At 65.5% G+C, this 17,850-nt stretch carries 14 protein-coding genes; 9 read left to right on the plus strand and 5 right to left on the minus strand.

From position 1 onward, the window contains the following. Position 1 precedes the first annotated feature (1 nt). The 7 genes from BIWAKO_RS08835 to BIWAKO_RS08865 all read left to right on the plus strand — a co-directional run bounded on the left by BIWAKO_RS08835 (position 2) and on the right by BIWAKO_RS08865 (position 8,670). A complete protein-coding gene (locus tag BIWAKO_RS08835) occupies positions 2-1,870 on the plus strand; it encodes an ABC transporter permease (protein WP_084651228.1) in 1,869 nt (622 codons plus the stop codon). After that, positions 1,870-3,003, plus strand: a complete 1,134-nt coding sequence (locus BIWAKO_RS08840; RefSeq protein ID WP_069878391.1) for an ABC transporter ATP-binding protein — start codon at positions 1,870-1,872, stop codon at positions 3,001-3,003. Before BIWAKO_RS08835 ends, BIWAKO_RS08840 begins: the two co-directional genes overlap by 1 nt. Further along, positions 3,000-4,145: a substrate-binding domain-containing protein gene (locus tag BIWAKO_RS08845; protein ID WP_244523384.1), complete on the plus strand. Its 1,146-nt coding sequence runs from the start codon at positions 3,000-3,002 to the stop codon at positions 4,143-4,145. The genes BIWAKO_RS08840 and BIWAKO_RS08845 overlap by 4 nt, the downstream gene beginning before the upstream one ends. Before the next feature lie 77 nt (positions 4,146-4,222). Continuing rightward, complete coding sequence (locus BIWAKO_RS08850) at positions 4,223-5,338, plus strand: ABC transporter substrate-binding protein (protein WP_069878392.1); 1,116 nt, start codon at positions 4,223-4,225, stop codon at positions 5,336-5,338. Between the two features lie 34 nt (positions 5,339-5,372). Further along, the gene (locus BIWAKO_RS08855; protein WP_069878393.1) at positions 5,373-6,203 is read left to right on the plus strand and encodes an inositol monophosphatase family protein; all 831 of its coding nucleotides are present in this window, start codon (positions 5,373-5,375) and stop codon (positions 6,201-6,203) included. Positions 6,204-6,337: 134 nt separating this feature from the next. After that, on the plus strand, positions 6,338-7,012 hold the full coding sequence (locus BIWAKO_RS08860) for a dual specificity protein phosphatase family protein (RefSeq protein WP_244523385.1): 675 nt from the start codon (positions 6,338-6,340) through the stop codon (positions 7,010-7,012). Next, on the plus strand, positions 7,009-8,670 hold the full coding sequence (locus BIWAKO_RS08865; protein ID WP_069878395.1) for a metallophosphoesterase family protein: 1,662 nt from the start codon (positions 7,009-7,011) through the stop codon (positions 8,668-8,670). The genes BIWAKO_RS08860 and BIWAKO_RS08865 overlap by 4 nt, the downstream gene beginning before the upstream one ends. Here the strand turns inward: BIWAKO_RS08865 and BIWAKO_RS08870 are convergent. Next, complete coding sequence (locus BIWAKO_RS08870) at positions 8,637-9,638, minus strand: LacI family DNA-binding transcriptional regulator (protein WP_069878396.1); 1,002 nt, start codon at positions 9,636-9,638, stop codon at positions 8,637-8,639. The two genes, BIWAKO_RS08865 and BIWAKO_RS08870, sit on opposite strands and share 34 nt — an antisense overlap. Positions 9,639-10,196: 558 nt before the next feature. On the opposite strand from BIWAKO_RS08870, the gene BIWAKO_RS08875 reads away from it, so the two are divergent. Both BIWAKO_RS08875 and BIWAKO_RS08880 read left to right on the plus strand, forming a co-directional pair. Next, positions 10,197-10,784, plus strand: a complete 588-nt coding sequence (locus tag BIWAKO_RS08875) for a phosphatase PAP2 family protein (RefSeq protein WP_069878397.1) — start codon at positions 10,197-10,199, stop codon at positions 10,782-10,784. 192 nt (positions 10,785-10,976) lie between these two features. Continuing rightward, on the plus strand, positions 10,977-11,258 hold the full coding sequence (locus tag BIWAKO_RS08880; protein WP_069878398.1) for a hypothetical protein: 282 nt from the start codon (positions 10,977-10,979) through the stop codon (positions 11,256-11,258). A 273-nt stretch (positions 11,259-11,531) separates the two neighbouring features. Here the strand turns inward: BIWAKO_RS08880 and gyrB are convergent, their stop codons facing one another. The 4 genes from gyrB to recF all read right to left on the minus strand — a co-directional run bounded on the left by gyrB (position 11,532) and on the right by recF (position 17,844). Then, on the minus strand, positions 11,532-13,952 hold the full coding sequence (gene gyrB / locus BIWAKO_RS08885; RefSeq protein ID WP_069878399.1) for a DNA topoisomerase (ATP-hydrolyzing) subunit B: 2,421 nt from the start codon (positions 13,950-13,952) through the stop codon (positions 11,532-11,534). Positions 13,953-14,096: 144 nt separating this feature from the next. Next, the gene (recQ, locus tag BIWAKO_RS08890; RefSeq protein ID WP_069878400.1) at positions 14,097-15,929 is read right to left on the minus strand and encodes a DNA helicase RecQ; all 1,833 of its coding nucleotides are present in this window, start codon (positions 15,927-15,929) and stop codon (positions 14,097-14,099) included. 77 nt (positions 15,930-16,006) lie between these two features. Further along, the gene (locus BIWAKO_RS08895; protein WP_069878401.1) at positions 16,007-16,621 is read right to left on the minus strand and encodes a LysE family translocator; all 615 of its coding nucleotides are present in this window, start codon (positions 16,619-16,621) and stop codon (positions 16,007-16,009) included. Positions 16,622-16,719: 98 nt separating this feature from the next. Then, positions 16,720-17,844, minus strand: coding sequence for a DNA replication/repair protein RecF (gene recF / locus BIWAKO_RS08900; protein WP_244523386.1), 1,125 nt, complete (start codon positions 17,842-17,844; stop codon positions 16,720-16,722). Positions 17,845-17,850: the final 6 nt, after the last annotated feature.

The raw sequence follows: 17,850 nt of genomic DNA on the forward strand, positions 1-17,850 counted from the left end.
GATGACCACCGGTAACGCCGTCGCGCCACGCCGCGAGAGTGGCCGGGAAGGGGCCCGGGCGAATGCCATCCCGTCGCCGGCCTGGACATGTCGGCTGCGCTACCGGCTCCGCGTTGCGCTGCGCGAGCCGACGACCATCATCGGCCTCTTCGCCGCACTTCTGTTTGCCTATCTCATCGTCGTGCCGGTGGTCTCCATTCTGCGCGATGCGGTGACCGTACAGTTCGGCGACGAGCGCCGCACCGCCGCCGAGGTCGGCAGCTTCACAACCTATTATCTCACCCGCGCCTTCACATCGCCGGTGGCGGCGAACCTGTTCTGGCAACCGCTGCGCAACACCTTGATGGTGGCCGCCGGCGCCATTGGCATCGCCGTCGTCGTCGGCACGGCGATCGCTTGGCTGATCTGCCGCACGGACATGTTCGCGCGGCAGTGGTTCGCGACGGCCCTGATCGTACCCTACATGCTGCCGGCCTGGACCTTTGCGCTCGCCTGGACGACGCTGTTCAAGAACCGCACGGTCGGTGGTCAGGCCGGCTGGATGGAGAGCCTCGGCTTCACCCCGCCGGACTGGCTCGCCTACGGCCAGGTGCCGATCACGCTCATCCTGGCGCTGCACTACACGCCGTTCGTTATTCTCCTCTTTGGCTCGGCGCTGCGCCGCTTCGACAGTCAACTCGAGGATTCGGCTCGCGTCCTCGGTGCCGGACGCGGGGCCATCGCGCTGAAGATCATCCTGCCCCTGATGCGCCCGGCGCTGATGTCGGCGGTGGTGCTGATCTTCGCCAAGTGCCTCGGCGAGTTCGGCGTCGCCTATGTGCTCGGACTGCCGGTAAAGTACGACGTACTCGCGACCTCGCTGTACCGCTCGATCGGCTCGCGCCAGACCGGCGTGGCCGGGGTGATCGCCGGCGCCATCATGCTGATCGGCATCATCACGATCCTGATCGACGCCTATCTGGTGCGCGAGGCGCAGCGCTTCGTCACGGTCGGCGGCAAGGGCGCCATGAACCGGCCGGCGCGACTCGGCATCTGGCGCTGGCCGGCCACCGGTTTCGCCGCGGGCGTCTACGCCGCCAGCGTCGGCGTGCCACTGCTGACCCTGTTCCTGTCGACGGTCATGCGCGTGCCGGCCGACTTCTCATGGTCGAACTTCACCCTCGACTATTGGATCGGCTGGAATCTGCCGACGGTCGCCATGCGCACCGGCATCCTGCTCAGCCCGGACCTGTGGCAGGCGGCGTTCAACACATTGTGGATCGTCGGCCTGGCCTCGACCTGCTCGGGCCTGCTCGGCATCATCACCGGGTATGTCGTGGTGCGCACGCCGGTCCGGCCGCTCGCCACCGTCCTGCGCCAGGTGACGTTCATGCCCTATCTCGTGCCGGGCATCGCCTTCGCAGCCGCCTATCTCTCGTTATTTGCAGTGCCGCGCGGGCCGATTCCGGCGCTCTATGGCACCTCGCTCATCCTGATCCTGGCACTCATCGCCGACCAGATGCCCTATGCCTCGCGCGCCGGCATTTCCGCCATGATGCAACTCGGCAGGGATCCGGAGGAGGCGGCGCAGGTCGTCGGCGCTGGCTGGCTGGCGCGCATGCGCCTTGTCGTCGTGCCGATCCAGAAGGGTTCGCTGATGACCGGCATCCTCCTGCCCTTCATCTCCGGCATCAAGGGGCTCAGCCTGTTCGTCATGCTCGCAGTGCCCAGCACGGACGTGCTGACCACGTTCTCGATGCGCCTCGTCGATTATCACTACACGCAGGCGGCCAATGCGGTCGTCCTGATCATCGCGGCCATCGCCTATTTCGGCACCCTGGCGGCGCAGAAGCTCACCAAGACGAACCTGGCGGAAGGACTAGGCAGCTGATGCCCGCGATCATCCTGGAGAACGCCAATAAGAGCTACGGCGCCGGTTCGCCCAACGCAGTGTCGAATCTCGACCTCGAGATCGCCAATGGCGAGTTCATGTGCCTGCTCGGCCCATCCGGCTGCGGCAAGACGACGACCTTGCGGATGATCGCGGGGTTGGAGAACCTCTCCGGCGGCGAGATCCGCATCGGCGAGCGCGTCGTCGACAGCATTTCCAAGGGCCTGTTCGTCGGGCCGGAAAAGCGCGAACTCGGCCTCGTATTCCAGAGCTACGCGCTCTGGCCGCATTTGACCATCGAGCGCAATACCGATTTTGGCCTGCGCCTGCGCAAGATGCCGAAGGCCGAGCGCGAGGCTCTCGTCACCCGCGTCATGAAGGCGCTCGACATCGAAAAATACCGGGGCCGGTATCCGTCGCAGCTCTCCGGCGGCCAGCAGCAGCGCGTGGCGCTTGCCCGCATGCTTGTGGTCAATCCGGGCGTCTTGCTGCTCGACGAGCCGCTGTCGAATCTCGACGCCCGGCTGAGGCTGGAAATGCGCGCCGAATTGAAGCGCATCCATGCCGAGTTCGGCACCACCATCGTCTTCGTCACACACGATCAATGGGAGGCTATGACGCTCGCGACCACAATTGCGGTGATGAATGAGGGCACTCTGCAACAGATGGGGACGCCGAACGACATCTATGACCGGCCAGCCAATCGTTTCGTCGCCGAGTTCGTGGGCAGCCCGCCGATCAACATTTTCGAGATCGGCGCTGCCTCGCACGACGTCGTCGGGCGGCACGCGGTGACCTTTCTCACGGCCCGGCTGGGCCCCGATGCCGATATCGGCTCGCTCGGGCTCCGGCCCGAAACCATTCAGATCGCCGGCTCGGCCGAGGCGGTGCCTCTCGGAAACTTCGCCGACGAGGCGGTCGTCACCGGCATCCTTCCGACCGGTGGCAGTTGGATCGTCGAGTTGACTTCGGGCGGCAAGAAGACATTCGCGACAGCCAACGAGGCGCCGCGCCACAAGGTCGGCGACACCGTTTGGTTTCACGTCCGACCGGCAGCGCTGCATGTGTTTTCGCGCGACGGCCAGCGTCTCCAACGCGCCGACGACGTCCTCGCGCAAGCGGCTGTCCAATGAACGCCCCCAACGACAGAAAACGGGAGGGATCCATGCTTGTCATGACGAGGGCTGCGCTCCGCACCGGCCTGGCGGTCGCCGCGTCGATCGCTGCAATGGCCGCCATGGCCGAGGATCTGAAGCTGCTCGCGGAACGAGCGAAGTCCGAGCCGCCGATGACGGTCTACGCCGTTACCGGCAAGATCGTTGATACGGCCAACGCCTTCAACAAGATCTATGGACTGGGTGTCTCCGGCAAGAAGGTCAGCGAGGCCGGCCAGGTGGAACTGCTCATTCGGGAGCACCGCGCCGGTGCCGCGCTCGCCTCCATCTCGCTCGCGGCCGACACGGCGTCGGTCGCGGCCGAGTTGCTGCCCAAGAAGGTCGTCACCTCCTACGTGCCCGACGACGCGGCGAACCTGTTGCCGAAAAATGCGAGGGATCCGCTGGTCTTCGTCACCGATCCGCATGTCTGGAGCTATAACGGCGCCGCATCGCAATCCTGTCCGGTCAAGAACGTGTGGGAGCTGACCGAACCGGCATGGTCGCGTCTGGTGACCCTGATGGACCCCCTGGAGAGGCCGGCCTATGCCGACTGGTTCAACCAGTTGGAGACGCACCACGACGCCGCGATGGCAGCCGCATATGCGACGCATTTCGGCAAGCCGTTCGACAAGCGGCAGGGCTCGGCGACCGCAGCCTGGGTGAAGGCGCTGGCCGCCAACGGGCCGCTCATCGCCGATTCGACCGCTGTCGCCGCCGCCGTCGGCGCGCCCGGACAAAAGCAGCCGTTCTTCGGCATGGTGCCGGTCGCCAAGTTCCGCGACAATATCGACAAGAAGTTCAGCCTGACGATCTGCCGCGACATGCAACCCTTCGCCGGCATGCTCTATCCCAGTATGGCTGTCGTTGCGGCCGGCACGAAGAGCCCCAACACGGCGAAGCTGTTCATCAACTACCTGCTGACCGAACCGGGACTGGCGCCGCAACTCATCGACGGGAAGGTGCCGACGCACCCCAAGATCGCCTTGCCCGCTGATGAGCCCTCGGGCATCGGCCGTTCCCTCGACCGGATGATGGCGTGGGATCTGGCGTCGTCCGCGAGCGACCTGGAGCGCCGCCAGGATTGGCAGGACCTGTGGCGCGTCAATCTCAGGCGCTGACGGCGCCCTGCGCACGAACCAAACAGGCAAGCGGCGCGGGTGCAACAACTCGCAAGCCGCACGAGGGAGGAACGACCATGAGCGCCTACTGGAGAGCACCGCTGCTGGCCGTTGCTTTGGCAGCCGCCGCCACCCCGACCATCGCCGTAGAGCCGTTCGACCTCAGCGGCCTGATCGCCGCGGCCAAGAAGGAGCCGCCGATCACCATCTACGACAGCACCGGCAAGATCGTCGACATGGCCAAGGCGTTCTCGGCCAAATACGGCCTCAGCGCGACGGGGCAGAAAGTGTCGGCCAACAGCCAGCTCGAAATGCTGCTGCGCGAGAGCAAGAGCCGCAACGTCAAGGGAGACGTGGCACTGTTGACCGACACGCCGGCCGTCATCGGGCAGATGCTCCCGGCCCAGGTGCTGGAAAGCTACCTGCCTGCCGATCTCGCCGGCGAGATCCCGGCCGGCTACCGCGACCCTCTCGCCATTTCCGTCAATGCCAATGTCTGGGCCTACAACACCGAGATCCACGGAGCGACGTGCCCGATTTCCAACATCTGGCAGTTGACCGAGCCGGCATGGAAAGGTCGCGTCGCCTTCATCGATCCGCTGACCAAGGGCACCTATACCGACTGGTTCAACCAATTGGCCCAGCATGGCAACGAGGCGCTCGCCGCCGCCTACAAGGCGCACTACGGCAAGACACTGATCCCGCAGCAGAAGACCGTTGCCGCCGAATGGCTCGCGGCATTGGCGAAGAACGCGCCGCTCGTGTCCGAGAATGACGACCGCATCTCGGACGCCGTTGGGGCGCCCGGGCAGAAGGCGCCGTTCATGGGGCTGCTGAGCTCGGCCAAGTTCCGCGACAACACCGACAAGGGCTACAAGCTCGGCCTTTGCAGGACGCTCGAGCCCTGGGTCGGCTGGACCTACACCAAGCTTGCGCTCATCGCCAAAGGTACCAAAAGCCCAAACGCCGCCAAACTCTTCGTCCGCTACATTCTGACGGAGGAGGGGCTGATGCCACAGATGCAGGATGGCAAGCTGCCGACCAGCAAAGCGATCCCGGTTCCCAAGGACGAGCCGTCGGGTGTCGCCGTCGTGCTCGACCGCCTGTTTCCCTACGACGCCAAGACAGGCCTCGACGACTGGGACAAGCGGCAGGATTGGCAGGATTTTTGGCAGATCCACTACAAGCGCTAACGCAACCGCGCCCCTTGAGCCGGAAGTCCAGACAATGCTGCATACGACGATCGCCGACATTGCCCGCAAGGCCGTTCTCGCCGTTCAGGAGCCGCTCACGGCCGCGTTTCGCGGCGGCATGGTGGTCGATTTCAAGCGCGACCGGCACGACCCCGTCACCGAGCATGACCGCCGCGCCGAGGCGGTGATCCGCGATCTCGTGTTCCGGGAGGTTCCCGACTCGACCTTTGTCGGCGAGGAAGGCGGCTCGGTCGGGAGTGGTGCAGTTCACTGGTATGTCGATCCGATCGACGGTACGGCCAATTTCGCCAGCGGGATGGCGTTCTGGTGCACGTCGGTGGCGGCCGTGATCGACGGCGAGACCGTCGCCGGAGCCATCCTCGATCCGATCGGTGGCAACCTGTTCCTCGCCGATCGGGACGGGGCCTGGCTCAACGGGCAACCGCTCGCCAGCCGTGCTGCGCCCGACGAGGCCAACGCCGTGCTGATCACCGGCTATCCGGTGCCGCGCGACTTCCGCAGCGACGGCGAAGCGGTAGCGCTCGGCCGCTTCGGCGAACTGACACGCACCTTCGCGACCCTGCGACGACCGGGTAGCGCCGCACTCAGCATCGCCCATGTCGCGGCCGGCTGGGTCGACGCCGCCGCCGGTTTCGGCGTCAACGCCTGGGATGTCACTGCCGCCATCCTGATCCTTGAGAAGGCGGGCGGCCGCTACACCCCGCACGACCTCGGCAAGGTGGCGCCGACCGCGCCGGCGTTCCTCCAGCCAGGCTATGTCGCTGTGGGGGGAGGGGCAGATTATCCGACGCTCGATCGCATCGCGCGCGAGATCTCCGAGGGGCGAAGGCGACGCGTCGCTTAGAACGGCCGTGTCGTCGCGGCGGCGCGGTCACCGCAGGAGTGCACTGCGTCATTGCATCTGCACGAGCGGCTCCGGGCGAGCGATAGTGAACAGCTGTGCAAACTCATTCGATCTGGAATTGGCGAGTACCCCTTATGGCTTCGACACGAGACATCGCTGCCCCTGAAATGCCCACGCCCCGCTATGACCGGCCCCACATCTCGCGCGTCTACGAGAACCTGCCCGGCTATGGCATCGATCTCTATGTCGGCGGGCGTGAAGGCGCGTCCGATATCCCGCTGCTGAAGCGGCACGGCATCACCACCGTGCTCAACTGTGCCGTCAATCTCGACTTCAATTACGTGGCCGAGCCGGCGCCAGACGCGCTGAACGACGTCGATTTCGGTCATGCCCCGATCCGCTACTACAAGCTTGGGATCGTTGACGGACCGGGCAATCCGCAAACCATGATGCTGGCTGGCTATTTTCAGCTGAAGGGGGCACTCGACCAGATTCTGCCGGAGAAGCCGTCCTATTCCGTGCGCGAGCGCGGAAATGTGCTGGTCAGCTGCCGGGCCGGGCGGTCGCGCTCCGTCATCCTGGTGGCGCTGTTTCTGCATCTGCGTCTCCCGGCGGAGTTTCCCACCCTAGAGGACGCCATCAATTACGTTCGCGGCAAGCGCGAACTCCATCCCGACGAGTGGCATGAGACGCCCAAGCCCATGCTGATCGCCGCCGCAGCACGGACTGCTCGCTGGGCGCGCATGATCGAGGATGACATCGCCGCGCATCCCGAAGAGCACGGCCCTCTGCCGGAGTTGGCTGATTGAACCCAACATACCGCATCGCCATCATCGCCGACCCGCATGTGCATGACGTTGCCTGGCGGCCGGCGGGAGCGGGGCTTACGGGCGCCGTGCGCAGCTGGGCCGATACCGCCGCGTCCACCCGCGTATTCAACGAGAGCCTTCCTGCCTTCCGCGCCGCGCTCGATCGCGCCGCTGCGGAAGGCGCGAGGCTCGTCATCGTTCCCGGCGATCTCACCGACGACGGTCAGCGGCACAATATCGAAGTCGCCGTCGCGCTCATCGCCGAGTACGAGCATCGCCATGGCCTGCGCGTGTTCATGACACCCGGCAATCACGATTTCTGGGCGCTGAAGGGCCGGCCGCAGCGCAAGGAGTTCGTCGGGCGCGACGGCTGCCGGGTCATCGTCGGGAGCCACGCCGCACCGGGTGGCGCCGCAGTCTCGTCGCCGGAGACTGCCATGCTCGGCGCGCCCGAGGCGCTGACGCTCATGGCCGATCTCGGCTTTCAACCTCGCACCGACGACCTGCATTTTGAAACGCCGTTTGGCAGCGATGCCCGGTGGAGTTCGCGAACGGCCCGTGCCGCCAGCCCTGACGGAGCCGCGAGCTTTGATATGATCGACGCATCATATCTGATCGAGCCCGTTGCGGGGTTGTGGCTGCTATCGATCGACGCCAACATCGTCGCGCCGCGCGACGGGGCAACTGATCTCGATGATCCCGCGCAGATGTTCGACCCCTCGGATGGCGGGTGGTCTGCGGTCTTGCGCACGCGTCCGCATCTGCTTCCCTGGATGCGGGACGTTGCCGAGCGAGCGCAGCGCGGCGGCAAGGCTCTCGTCGCATTCTCGCACTATCCGGTGCTGGACGCGCTCGCCGGCGCCTCGGCATTGGAGTGCGCACTGTTCCCAAGTTCCGGCCTCGCCCGGCGCGCGCCGACCATGGAGGTGGCGCGACGCTTCACCGAGACCGGCGTGCGTCTTCACCTCTCCGGCCATCTCCACGTGAACGATACTGCCGTGTTCCGGGACGAATATGGGGGCTTCTTCAACATCGCCGTGCCATCGCCGGTCGGCTTCGCTCCTGCGATGAAGCTGCTCGATGTCACCACCGACCACGTGTGGTTGCGCACCGTCCGTCTCGACGACGTGCCCGGTCACGATGCCGCGTTCGATGACTATAGCCGCGAGGCGGGCGTCGCAGGCGATCCGTCACCAAAAGCCGTCAACGCCGGCGGCCATGTTGGTTTTCTCGACACTCATCTGTGCGCCCTCGTCGGCGCCCGTTACATGGCACGCGAATGGCCGCGCGATATGGCGGAGTTCACACGCACCCACCGCTTCGCCGATCTGGAGAGGCTGCTCTGGCCACGGGCAGCGCCGGCTGCCAGCACGGGTGACATAGCCCTGACCGCGCTCGCCGAGGACTGGTACCGCTTGCGCAAGGCAGCAGACCTCGCGCTTGATCTGGTGCCCGAAGCGCGCCTTGCCGTCTATCGCCGCTGGGTCGACGAACTGCGTCATGCCGAAGCCGCGGGGCTGGCCGGGCGGTTCGCCGCCTTCATCAGCCTGCTCGGGCGCTATCTCGACCGCATGCCAACCCTTGATGTCGCGCTGGATCTTAAGGCGCTCGTCGTGACGCCGTCTCAGGGGCGGACACTGCGCCGCCAGACCGTCTGAGCCGGCAGGTTGATGGGGCCTTCGACCAGGCAGCCGCTCTCCAGGATTGTTGCGATATGGTCAGCCATGATGTCGAGCGGCTGCCGGAAGGTCGTCAGCTCGTAGGCAGCCCAGCCGGCCTGCGGTATATCGTCGAAGCCGATGACACAGAGATCGTCGGGGACGCGCCGACCAAATTCCTTCCGCGCCGCATCCATGAAGCCCAATGCCAGCAGGTCGGTGACGCAGAAGACGCCGTCCGGCCGCGCCGCCGAGGCGAAGAGCTGGCGCGCCGTCTCTGCGCCCGTGGCGTAACCCGTCGGGCCGAAACGGCACAGCTGCACGTCGACCCCGGCCTTGGCAGCAGCGACCGAGAAACTGACTTCGCGCGCAACGATGCTGGGTGTACCGGCGGTCGAACTGACGACGGCGATGCGCTCGCAGCCAGCGCGCCGCAGCATCATCAACGCCTCGGCAGCGGCGCCGGAACTGTCGACAAGGATCTGCTGGGTTCCGTCGAGCAGATCGTCGCGATTGATCAGGATGACGCGCTGGCCATTGGCGACACAGGTCTTCACGAGCGAGGATGAAGGACTGCCCGACACGACCACGGTGGCGTCGGCGCGGTAATTGAGCGTCTGGCGTAACGCGGCCTCTGTCGCCTCCGCCTGCCCCGCCGTGTTCAAGACCATCACGACCTTGCCCATGGCTTGCAGCCGCCGCGTCACCACGTCGAGCAAGGCCGACTGGTAAGGCGTGGCGATTTCGCCGATCAAAAGGCAGACGATGCCGGATTGCTGGCTGGTCAGGCCGCGAGCCAGATGGTTGACGTGATAGCCCAGGTCCGCGGCCGCCCTGAGCACCTTGGCGCGCGTCGACTCCGACACGCTGGCGCCCTCGGTGAAGGTGCGCGACACCGCCGAACGCGACACGCCGGCGCGATCGGCGACTTGCTGGGCGTTGATCGGCGGACGAATCGGCTTGTTCATCGGGAACCCTTTGGCGCGTTCCTGTGCAAATTTGCACAGCCGCCCCAAAAATGGAACTGAACTGGTCTCCTTCTGCAGAAATTATTGTTTGATTGTAATAATTTCTGCAGAGCGCAAGCATGTGCAGGCGGCTAAATATCTTCGCGCTTCCGGCGCCCTTTGCCGGGGCGTCTCGGCCTGGAAACGGACCCCCGTCACGAGCTATCCAGCCTTGGTCACCGCGCGCTCATGACGCGATGCTTTCGGTCGATCCGGAGGCCTTGATGTCGCCCGTTGCAAAGCAGAAAGCCGGCGGTCCCGGCCGGGATCATCCCTCTGATCCGGGCTCGATCTCCAGCAGAGCGGCAACAGGATCAACAACAGGACGAAGACGACCCGGGACGCGTCGAGAACGAAGGCTGCGATGAAAATCAGGCCGAGACAGGCTCCGGCGCCCCAAAGGAAGCCGCCGGCGCACGGGCCCGATACAGTCGAGGAGAGGCCGGTAAATTTCAGTCGCCGGCCACCGCATGGTGTGCGACAGCCGTCCCCCAAAGACCGTGACCGATTCTCTCGCCGATGCTCGCACTCGATACCGAACTGTTCCTTGCTCTCAATGCCGGGCCGAGCCCAAGCTCTTATGTCGCTCTTTTCGCGATATCGGTCACTCGCTTCGTGATTCTCATGATTCCCTGCTACATCGTCGTCCTATGGATCCGCGGCACGCGAAGGCGGCGGCTTCTCGCCTTTGCCCTCACTCTTGCCCTGGTCATCGCAATGACCATCAGTTTCATGATCGGGCTCATCGCCTTTCGGCCTCGTCCTTTCATGATCAGCCTCGGGCACAGCCTGGTAGATCACCGCTCCAACGCCTCCTTCCCGAGCAATCACGCGCTTGCCTTCGCGGTGGGCGTGGCTGTGCTTGCCTTGGTGCGGCAATACCGGATGGCCTGCCTCGCTGCCGCGATGGGTGCGCTCGTAGGCTGGTCGCGCGTCTATGTCGGTGTCCACTACCCATCCGATCTCTTCGGCGCGATTATCGTGGCCATTCCAGCGGCCTTGATCTCGCTTGCGGTGACAGCGAGACACGGTGCCTCAATCGTCGCAGCGGTCGAGGGCCTGCAGCGCAGACTGCAGGTCCGCCTGACGCGAACTGGTCGACGCTGAAAAGGCAACATCCGCGGACATCATCGGGAACCGTGTCGGCATCTCGGTTCAGGTGACGCGCTCTGAAGCCAATTGGCTCAATCCGGCGACGCGCCCGCCAGATGGGGATAGCGTCTCGCATTAGCCTGAGCGCCGCATTCTCGTTTTCGGGCCGGTACTCCAGGTTCCGGATAGTGCCGACCGAGGTGATTCATGTTCGAAGCCGTGAAAGAGAAGATCGAAGCGGAGATCGTCGCACTGGTGAGCCAGAACCAGCATCTCATCACGGACTTCGTGGGGCAGAAGGCCTCCGGTCTTATCAATGACGACGCTGCGATGACCGATTTCGCCCACAAGCTCTACGGCATGTTGCCGACCATGCTGAGGTCGATCGTCGGTCAAGATACCTTCACGGCCTTCGTGCTCGACAATCGCCAGCGATTGATCACGGCAATCACTGCGGCAACGCAGGTACCCAACGAAAAGAAACCCTGATCTCCTCGCCTCAGGCGTCGACGACCGGCCGCGTAGCCGCGGGAGCCCTCCGCGCCCCTCGGTCCATGCGCATCTTGCTACGCTGTTGTTCTATTCCCTAAGCGCGCCGTCGAGCAGATTTGATATCAGCCGATCTGATGGGCATCCCAGGACGCCCCCCGCGCGGCACCTGCGTGCTTGAGTAGTGGTGTTGGCACACCACCACTCAAGGAAGGCGTCCGTGGAGCAGGTTGGCACGATCGGTCCGGGCGACGGACCGCCAGGGCCGCGCCGTCACGTATCGACGGTCGCGTTCAGGGCGTTGCTCTGGATGAAGTCGCGACGGGGTTCGACGACGTCGCCCATCAGCTTGACGAAGAGATCGTCGGCCTCGTCATTCTGGTCGTTCTTGACCCTGAGCAGCGAGCGCACGTCGCGATCGAGCGTCGTCTCCCAGAGCTGCTCGGGATTCATTTCGCCGAGACCTTTGTAGCGCTGCAGCGAGACGCCCTTCTTGCCGATGGCGCTGACCGCGTCGAAGAGATCGCTCGGGCCGTTGACGATGTGATCATCGCCCTTGCGGCTGAGCACGCCCGGCCTGGAATAGGCTTCCTGCAGCGAGACGGCTGCCGCAGCGAGCTTGCGCGCTTCGGCGCTCGCGAGCAGGCCGGCATCAAGCACCGCGACCTGCTTCACGCCGCGCACGAGCCGCGAGAAGGTGAAGCCGCCATCCTCCACCCGGCCTTCCCAGCCGCGCTCGAGATCATCGGAAATCGCGTCCAGCCGGCGCGCGACATAGGCCGCGGCCTCGTTGGCCTGGGCGTCGCTTTCATTGGTCAGCGGATGCAGCGCGCCTGCGATCGCCATTTGCTCGACGATGCGCCGGTCATAGCGTGAATGCAGCTGCGACAGCGTATGGCGCACGCCGCGCGCCTCGTCGATCAGACTGCGCAGGTCGGGACCGGCGCGCTCGATGCCGTCTCCGGTCCGGAAAACAGCACCATCCAGCGTCGAGTCGACGAGATATTCCTCGAGCGCGCGCTCGTCCTTGAGATAGGTCTGCGACTTGCCGCGCGCCGCCTTGTAGAGCGGCGGCTGAGCGATGAAGAGATGCCCGCGCTCGATCACCTCCGGCATCTGCCGGAAGAAGAAGGTCAGCAGCAAGGTGCGGATATGGGCGCCGTCCACGTCCGCGTCGGTCATGATGATGATCTTGTGGTAGCGCAGCTTCTCGATGTTGAATTCTTCGCGGATGCCGGCTCCGAGCGCGATGATCAGCGTGCCGACCTGTTCGGAGGAGAGCATCTTGTCGACGCGTGCGCGTTCGACGTTGAGGATCTTGCCGCGCAGGGGGAGCACCGCCTGGTATTCGCGGGCGCGGCCCTGCTTGGCGGAGCCACCGGCCGAGTCACCCTCGACGATGAAGATTTCTGATTTGGCGGGGTCGCGTTCCTGGCAATCCGCGAGCTTGCCGGGCAGCGAGGCGATGTCGAGCGCGCCCTTGCGTCGGGTCAGATCGCGCGCCTTGCGGGCGGCTTCGCGCGCCGCGGCAGCTTCCGCCACCTTGCCGACGATCGTCTTGGCTTCGTTCGGGTGCTCTTCAAGCCAGGTCGAAAGCGCCTGATTGACGATGTTCTCGACGACGGGACGAACCTCGGAGGAAACCAGCTTGTCCTTGGTCTGCGAGGAGAATTTCGGGTCCGGCACCTTCACCGAAACGATCGCCGTCAGACCCTCGCGGCAATCGTCGCCGGTGAGCGAAACCTTTTCCTTCTTCATCATGCCGGAATTTTCGGCATAGCCGGTGATCTGGCGGGTCAGCGCGGCACGAAAGCCGGCTAAGTGCGTACCGCCATCCCGCTGCGGGATGTTGTTGGTGAAGCAGAGCACGTTCTCGTGGTAGCTGTCGTTCCACCACAGCGCGACATCGACGGTGATCCCGTCCTTCTCGGCGCCGAGCACCACCGGCTTGTCGACGACGGGGGTCTTGGCGCGGTCGAGATAGCGCACGAAGGCCTCCACGCCCCCCTCGTATCTCAGCTCCTCACGAACGACCTCGGCATGGCGGGCATCGGTGAGGACGATGCGGACGCCCGAATTCAGGAAGGCGAGTTCGCGCAGGCGATGCTCGAGCGTCTTGTAGTCGAACTCGACCATCGTGAAGGTCTGGGTCGAGGGCAGGAAGGTGACTTCGGTGCCGCGCTTGTCGCCGGCCGGGCCGACAACGGCGAGCGGCGCGACGGCGTCGCCATGGTGGAACTCCATGAAATGCTCTTTACCGCCACGCCAGATGCGCAGCTTGAGCGAGACCGAGAGCGCGTTGACGACGGAGACACCGACGCCGTGCAGGCCACCCGAAACCTTGTAGGAATTCTGGTCGAACTTTCCGCCGGCATGGAGCTGGGTCATGATGACCTCGGCGGCGGAAATGCCCTCCTCGCTGTGGATATCGGTCGGGATGCCGCGCCCGTTATCAGTGACCGTGACCGAGCCATCGGCGTTCAGCGTGACAGTGACGAGGTCGGCGTGCCCCGCCAGCGCTTCGTCGATGGCATTGTCGACCACCTCATAGACCATGTGGTGCAGGCCCGAGCCGTCATCGGTGTCGCCGATATACATGCCAGGGCGCTTGCGCACCGCATCCAGGCCTTTGAGAACCTTGATGGAATCGGCGCCATAGGCTGCGTCTTCAAGGTCGCGGGCAGCATCACTCATGTCGGGGTCCTTCAGCGGGCGAGGCTATGCCCGCGATCGTCTTGATTCGTATCACGAATATAGGCGGGAACGGTGGCTTTTTCACGCGCGTGCGCGTACGTGCGCGCAGGAGCAGCCCCCGCTCACCGTGACGGGCCAGCCCCGCTATCCCCGAAAGCCCGCGATCGCATCGGCGAAGACCTCGCCATACTGGGCGAGCTTGCGTTCGCCGACGCCCTCGATCCCGCGCATCTGGTCGAGCCCGAGCGGCCGCTCGCGCGCCATGGCAATCAGCGTGCGGTCGGTGAAGATGATATAGGCCGCAACGCCTTCCTCGCGGGCAATGGTCAGCCGGAGCTGGCGCAAATGCTCGAACAGGGCAGCGGTGCCTTCATCGAGCCCATCGGCCCGCGCGCCACGCTCGGCAGCGCGGCCGCGCCGCACCGGGAGGGCATCGGCCCTGAGCGCTATCGGCTCGCGCCCGAACAAGATGTCCTCGCCCTTCTCCGTCAGGCAGAAACCGCCATGCTCGGTGCTGGCTTCCGCAAGCGCACCGGCGGCGAAGAGCTTGCGGGTCAGGGCTGCCCAGGCGGCCTTGGGCTTGTCGTTGCCAACGCCGAAGGTCTTCAACCCGTCATGGTTCTGGCGGCGGACCGCCTCGCTCATCGTGCCGGTCAGAATATCGGCGAGATGCCCGGCGCCAAAGCGCTGTCCCGAGCGCGCCACTGCCGAGAGCAGCTTTCGGGCGTCGAGCGTGGCATCCTGGAGCGTCGCCTCTCCACCACAGAGGTCGCAGCGGAACGGTGCGTCCCGATGCCGGCAAGGCGGCGTCTCCTCGCCGAAATAGGCGAGCAGGGAGGAGCGCCGGCAGAGCGCCGACTCGCACAGGTCGGTCATCGCGCTGAGACGCTTATGCTCGATGCGCCGGCGCTCGTCGTCGATCGCCTTCTCCTCGATCTGGCGGCGGCGCAACGCCATGTCCTCGACGCCGTAGAGGGTGAGCGTATCGGCCGGCAGTCCGTCGCGCCCGGCGCGGCCGATCTCCTGATAATAGCCCTCGATCGAGCCCGGCATGTCGGCATGGACGACGAAGCGGACATCGGGCTTGTTGATGCCCATGCCGAAGGCGATGGTGGCGCAGATCACCACTCCATCCTCCTGCAGGAAGAGGTCCTGGTTGCGGTTGCGCTCCTGCTGCTCCATGCCGGCATGATAGGCAAAGGCCTTGTAGCCCTGCTCGCGCAGGCCTTCGGCGAGGCGCTCGGTCCGGCCGCGCGACGAACAATAGACGATGCCGCTGCCGCCACGATGCCGCTTCAGAAAATCGGCGATCTGGCGCCGCGGCTGGTCCTTCGGTGCGAAGGCGAGCTTCAGATTCGGCCGATCGAAGGAATGAATGACGGTGACAGGCGGCTTCGGGAACAGCTGCTGGGCGATGTCATCGCGCGTCTGCCGATCCGCAGTGGCCGTCAGTGCCGTGACCGGGACGCCGCCGAGCGCCTCGCGAACCTTGGCAAGCAGGCGGTATTCCGGCCGGAAATCATGCCCCCATTGCGAGACGCAATGCGCCTCGTCGATGGCAAGCCGCGCAACGCCGAGCCTGCGCAGCCGAGCGACCAGCCCTTCTCCCGCCAATCGCTCCGGCGAGACGAAGAGCAGACGCAGGTCGCCGGCGTTGAGCTTCGCCCAGGCGTCCGCCGCCTCGCTCTCGCTGTTCATCGAGTTCAGCGAAGCGGCCGCGACGCCGGCCCGCGTCAACTGCCCGACCTGATCCCGCATCAGCGCAATCAGCGGCGAGACCACGAGCGTCAGCCCGCCCGTGACCAGTGCGGGCAGCTGATAGCACATCGACTTGCCGGAGCCGGTCGGCATCACCGCGAAGACGTCGTTTCCCGCCAGCGCGGCTGCGATGACCTCCCATTGTCCCGGGCGGAAATCGTCATAGCCGAAGACGGATTTCAGCGTCGCGCGCGCCTGTGATTCGCGAGATTGCGGCATGCCGAAGGGTTTGCCCGAGGCTGGCGGCAATGGCCAGCCCCAAGCTGCGACCTTCCTGGGGGCGATGGAACTGGTTGTCAGCCCCGTGCAGCGATAGCAGCCGCCGCACCGGCCATGACGCCGCCGGTCAGGCGATTGATCCGGCGCATCGCCCTCGGGCTCGCCACCAGCCGCCGAGCCTTATCCGCGGCATAGGCATAGGCGAGCATCGTCGAGCCGATGATCAGGGTGAGCAGCAACGCGACCTCGACGAAGGCGAGCATCGTCATCCGCCCGAGATCGACGACGAGAGGCAGGATCGACAGGAAGAACACCATGACCTTGGGATTGCCGAGCGTCAGCGCGATGCCGCCGAAGAACAGCCGCAAGCCCTCACCGCGGGCACTCGGCGGCTGACGCGGCGCCTCGGCCGGGGCGGTCCAGAGCTTCCAGGCGAGATAGAGCAAATAGGCACAGCCGGCATATTTGATCGCGACGAAGAGTCCATGGAAGCTCTGCATCAGCACGGCAAGGCCAAACGCCGTGCAGGAAAACCAGATCAGATCGCCTGCGACGATTCCCGCCGCAAAGGGAAGCGAGCGGCGAAAGCCGGTGCCGAGCGAGCGCGCAACCAGGGCAGCGACCGCAGGACCAGGCGAAGCGACCGCCAGAAAATAGACGCCAGCAAAAACCAGAAGGCCTGTGAGTTCCATGGGAGCAGCCTCTTCAGAGCTGCGGCAACCCTAGCAGAATGCACCCGAGGCGTCTCATTGCGACGCGTGATCTGACCGATCAGCCCAGCTCACGCACGTCAGCCGATGGCCTCGACCTGCCCGGATGTCACGGTGAAACACTGCGCTCCTGCCGGCAGATCGGTGAACAGCGCCGGATCGGCCCCCGTCATCCAGACCTGCGAGCCCAACTCGCCGAGTTCGGCGTAGAGCGCAGCGCGCCGACGCGGATCGAGATGGGCGGCGACTTCGTCGAGCAAGACCAGCGGCGGAAGCCCGCTCATGCTCCGGACCAGCCTCGCATGCGCAAGTACGAGCCCGATCAACAGAGCCTTCTGCTCGCCGGTCGAGCCCTGCTCGGCCGGAATATCCTTGGCGGCATGGCGAACGAGGAGGTCCGACGCTTGCGGGCCAACGAGGGTGCGCCCGGCCGCGCGGTCGCGCTGGCGCCCCTGCTTCAGGATGTCGCGATAGCGATCCTCGGCATCGAGTGCCGGCAGCCCCGCTACAAGCCGATCGATCTCGCCTTCAAGGCCGAGCGCGGCACGGGGAAAGGGAGATGCGTCGTCGCCATTGGCCGCGATGATCATCGCCAGCCGGCCAACCGTCTCAGCCCTCGCCGCAGCCACGGCCACGCCGAGTTCGGCGATCTCCCGCTCGATCGCATCAAGCCAGGACGCCTCTTGCGGAGTGTCCTCGAGGATCCGGTTGCGCGAGCGCAAGGCCCGTTCGAGTGCGTTCGAGCGCGTCGCATGGCCAGGATCGACCGCAAGCACGAGCCGGTCGAGGAAGCGGCGGCGATCGCCGGCCGCGCCACGGAACAAGCCATCGAGATCCGGCGTCAGCCAGACCACGCGGAGATAGTCGCTGAAAGCCAGCGCCGAGCCGACCTGGACCCCGTCGATGCGGGCAAGTCTTGCACGCCGCCCGTCGCTTTCGCTGCCAAGCCCGATGCCGAGGCGCGCGCCATCATCCGCAAGCGCAATCGATACGGCGAAGGAGCCCGGGCCCGCCTGGCGCGCCATCTCGGAGAGATCGGCGCGGCGCAGCCCCCGACCCGGCGCAAACAGCGACACGGCTTCGAGCAGATTGGTCTTGCCGGCGCCGTTCTCGCCGACAAGCGCAACGATTTGGCCCCCGACCGCGAGATCGAGGGCCTCATAGGAGCGGAAATCCTGAAGGATCAGGCGCGCGACCGTGGTCAAGATGCG

This window comes from Bosea sp. BIWAKO-01, from assembly GCF_001748145.1.
Lineage (GTDB): Bacteria > Pseudomonadota > Alphaproteobacteria > Rhizobiales > Beijerinckiaceae > Allobosea.

Excerpts from the sequence above, each read along its gene's own strand:
- BIWAKO_RS08835 (WP_084651228.1), top strand. The coding sequence starts at position 2 with ATGACCACCGGTAACGCCGTCGCGCCACGCCGCGAGAGTGGCCGGGAA.
- BIWAKO_RS08855 (WP_069878393.1), top strand. The coding sequence starts at position 5,373 with ATGCTGCATACGACGATCGCCGACATTGCCCGCAAGGCCGTTCTCGCC.
- BIWAKO_RS08875 (WP_069878397.1), top strand. The coding sequence starts at position 10,197 with ATGCTCGCACTCGATACCGAACTGTTCCTTGCTCTCAATGCCGGGCCG.
- recQ (WP_069878400.1), bottom strand. The coding sequence starts at position 15,929 with ATGCCGCAATCTCGCGAATCACAGGCGCGCGCGACGCTGAAATCCGTC.
- BIWAKO_RS08860 (WP_244523385.1), top strand. The coding sequence starts at position 6,338 with ATGGCTTCGACACGAGACATCGCTGCCCCTGAAATGCCCACGCCCCGC.
- BIWAKO_RS08880 (WP_069878398.1), top strand. The coding sequence starts at position 10,977 with ATGTTCGAAGCCGTGAAAGAGAAGATCGAAGCGGAGATCGTCGCACTG.
- BIWAKO_RS08895 (WP_069878401.1), bottom strand. The coding sequence starts at position 16,621 with ATGGAACTCACAGGCCTTCTGGTTTTTGCTGGCGTCTATTTTCTGGCG.
- BIWAKO_RS08850 (WP_069878392.1), top strand. The coding sequence starts at position 4,223 with ATGAGCGCCTACTGGAGAGCACCGCTGCTGGCCGTTGCTTTGGCAGCC.
- BIWAKO_RS08845 (WP_244523384.1), top strand. The coding sequence starts at position 3,000 with ATGAACGCCCCCAACGACAGAAAACGGGAGGGATCCATGCTTGTCATG.
- gyrB (WP_069878399.1), bottom strand. The coding sequence starts at position 13,952 with ATGAGTGATGCTGCCCGCGACCTTGAAGACGCAGCCTATGGCGCCGAT.
- BIWAKO_RS08840 (WP_069878391.1), top strand. The coding sequence starts at position 1,870 with ATGCCCGCGATCATCCTGGAGAACGCCAATAAGAGCTACGGCGCCGGT.
- BIWAKO_RS08870 (WP_069878396.1), bottom strand. The coding sequence starts at position 9,638 with ATGAACAAGCCGATTCGTCCGCCGATCAACGCCCAGCAAGTCGCCGAT.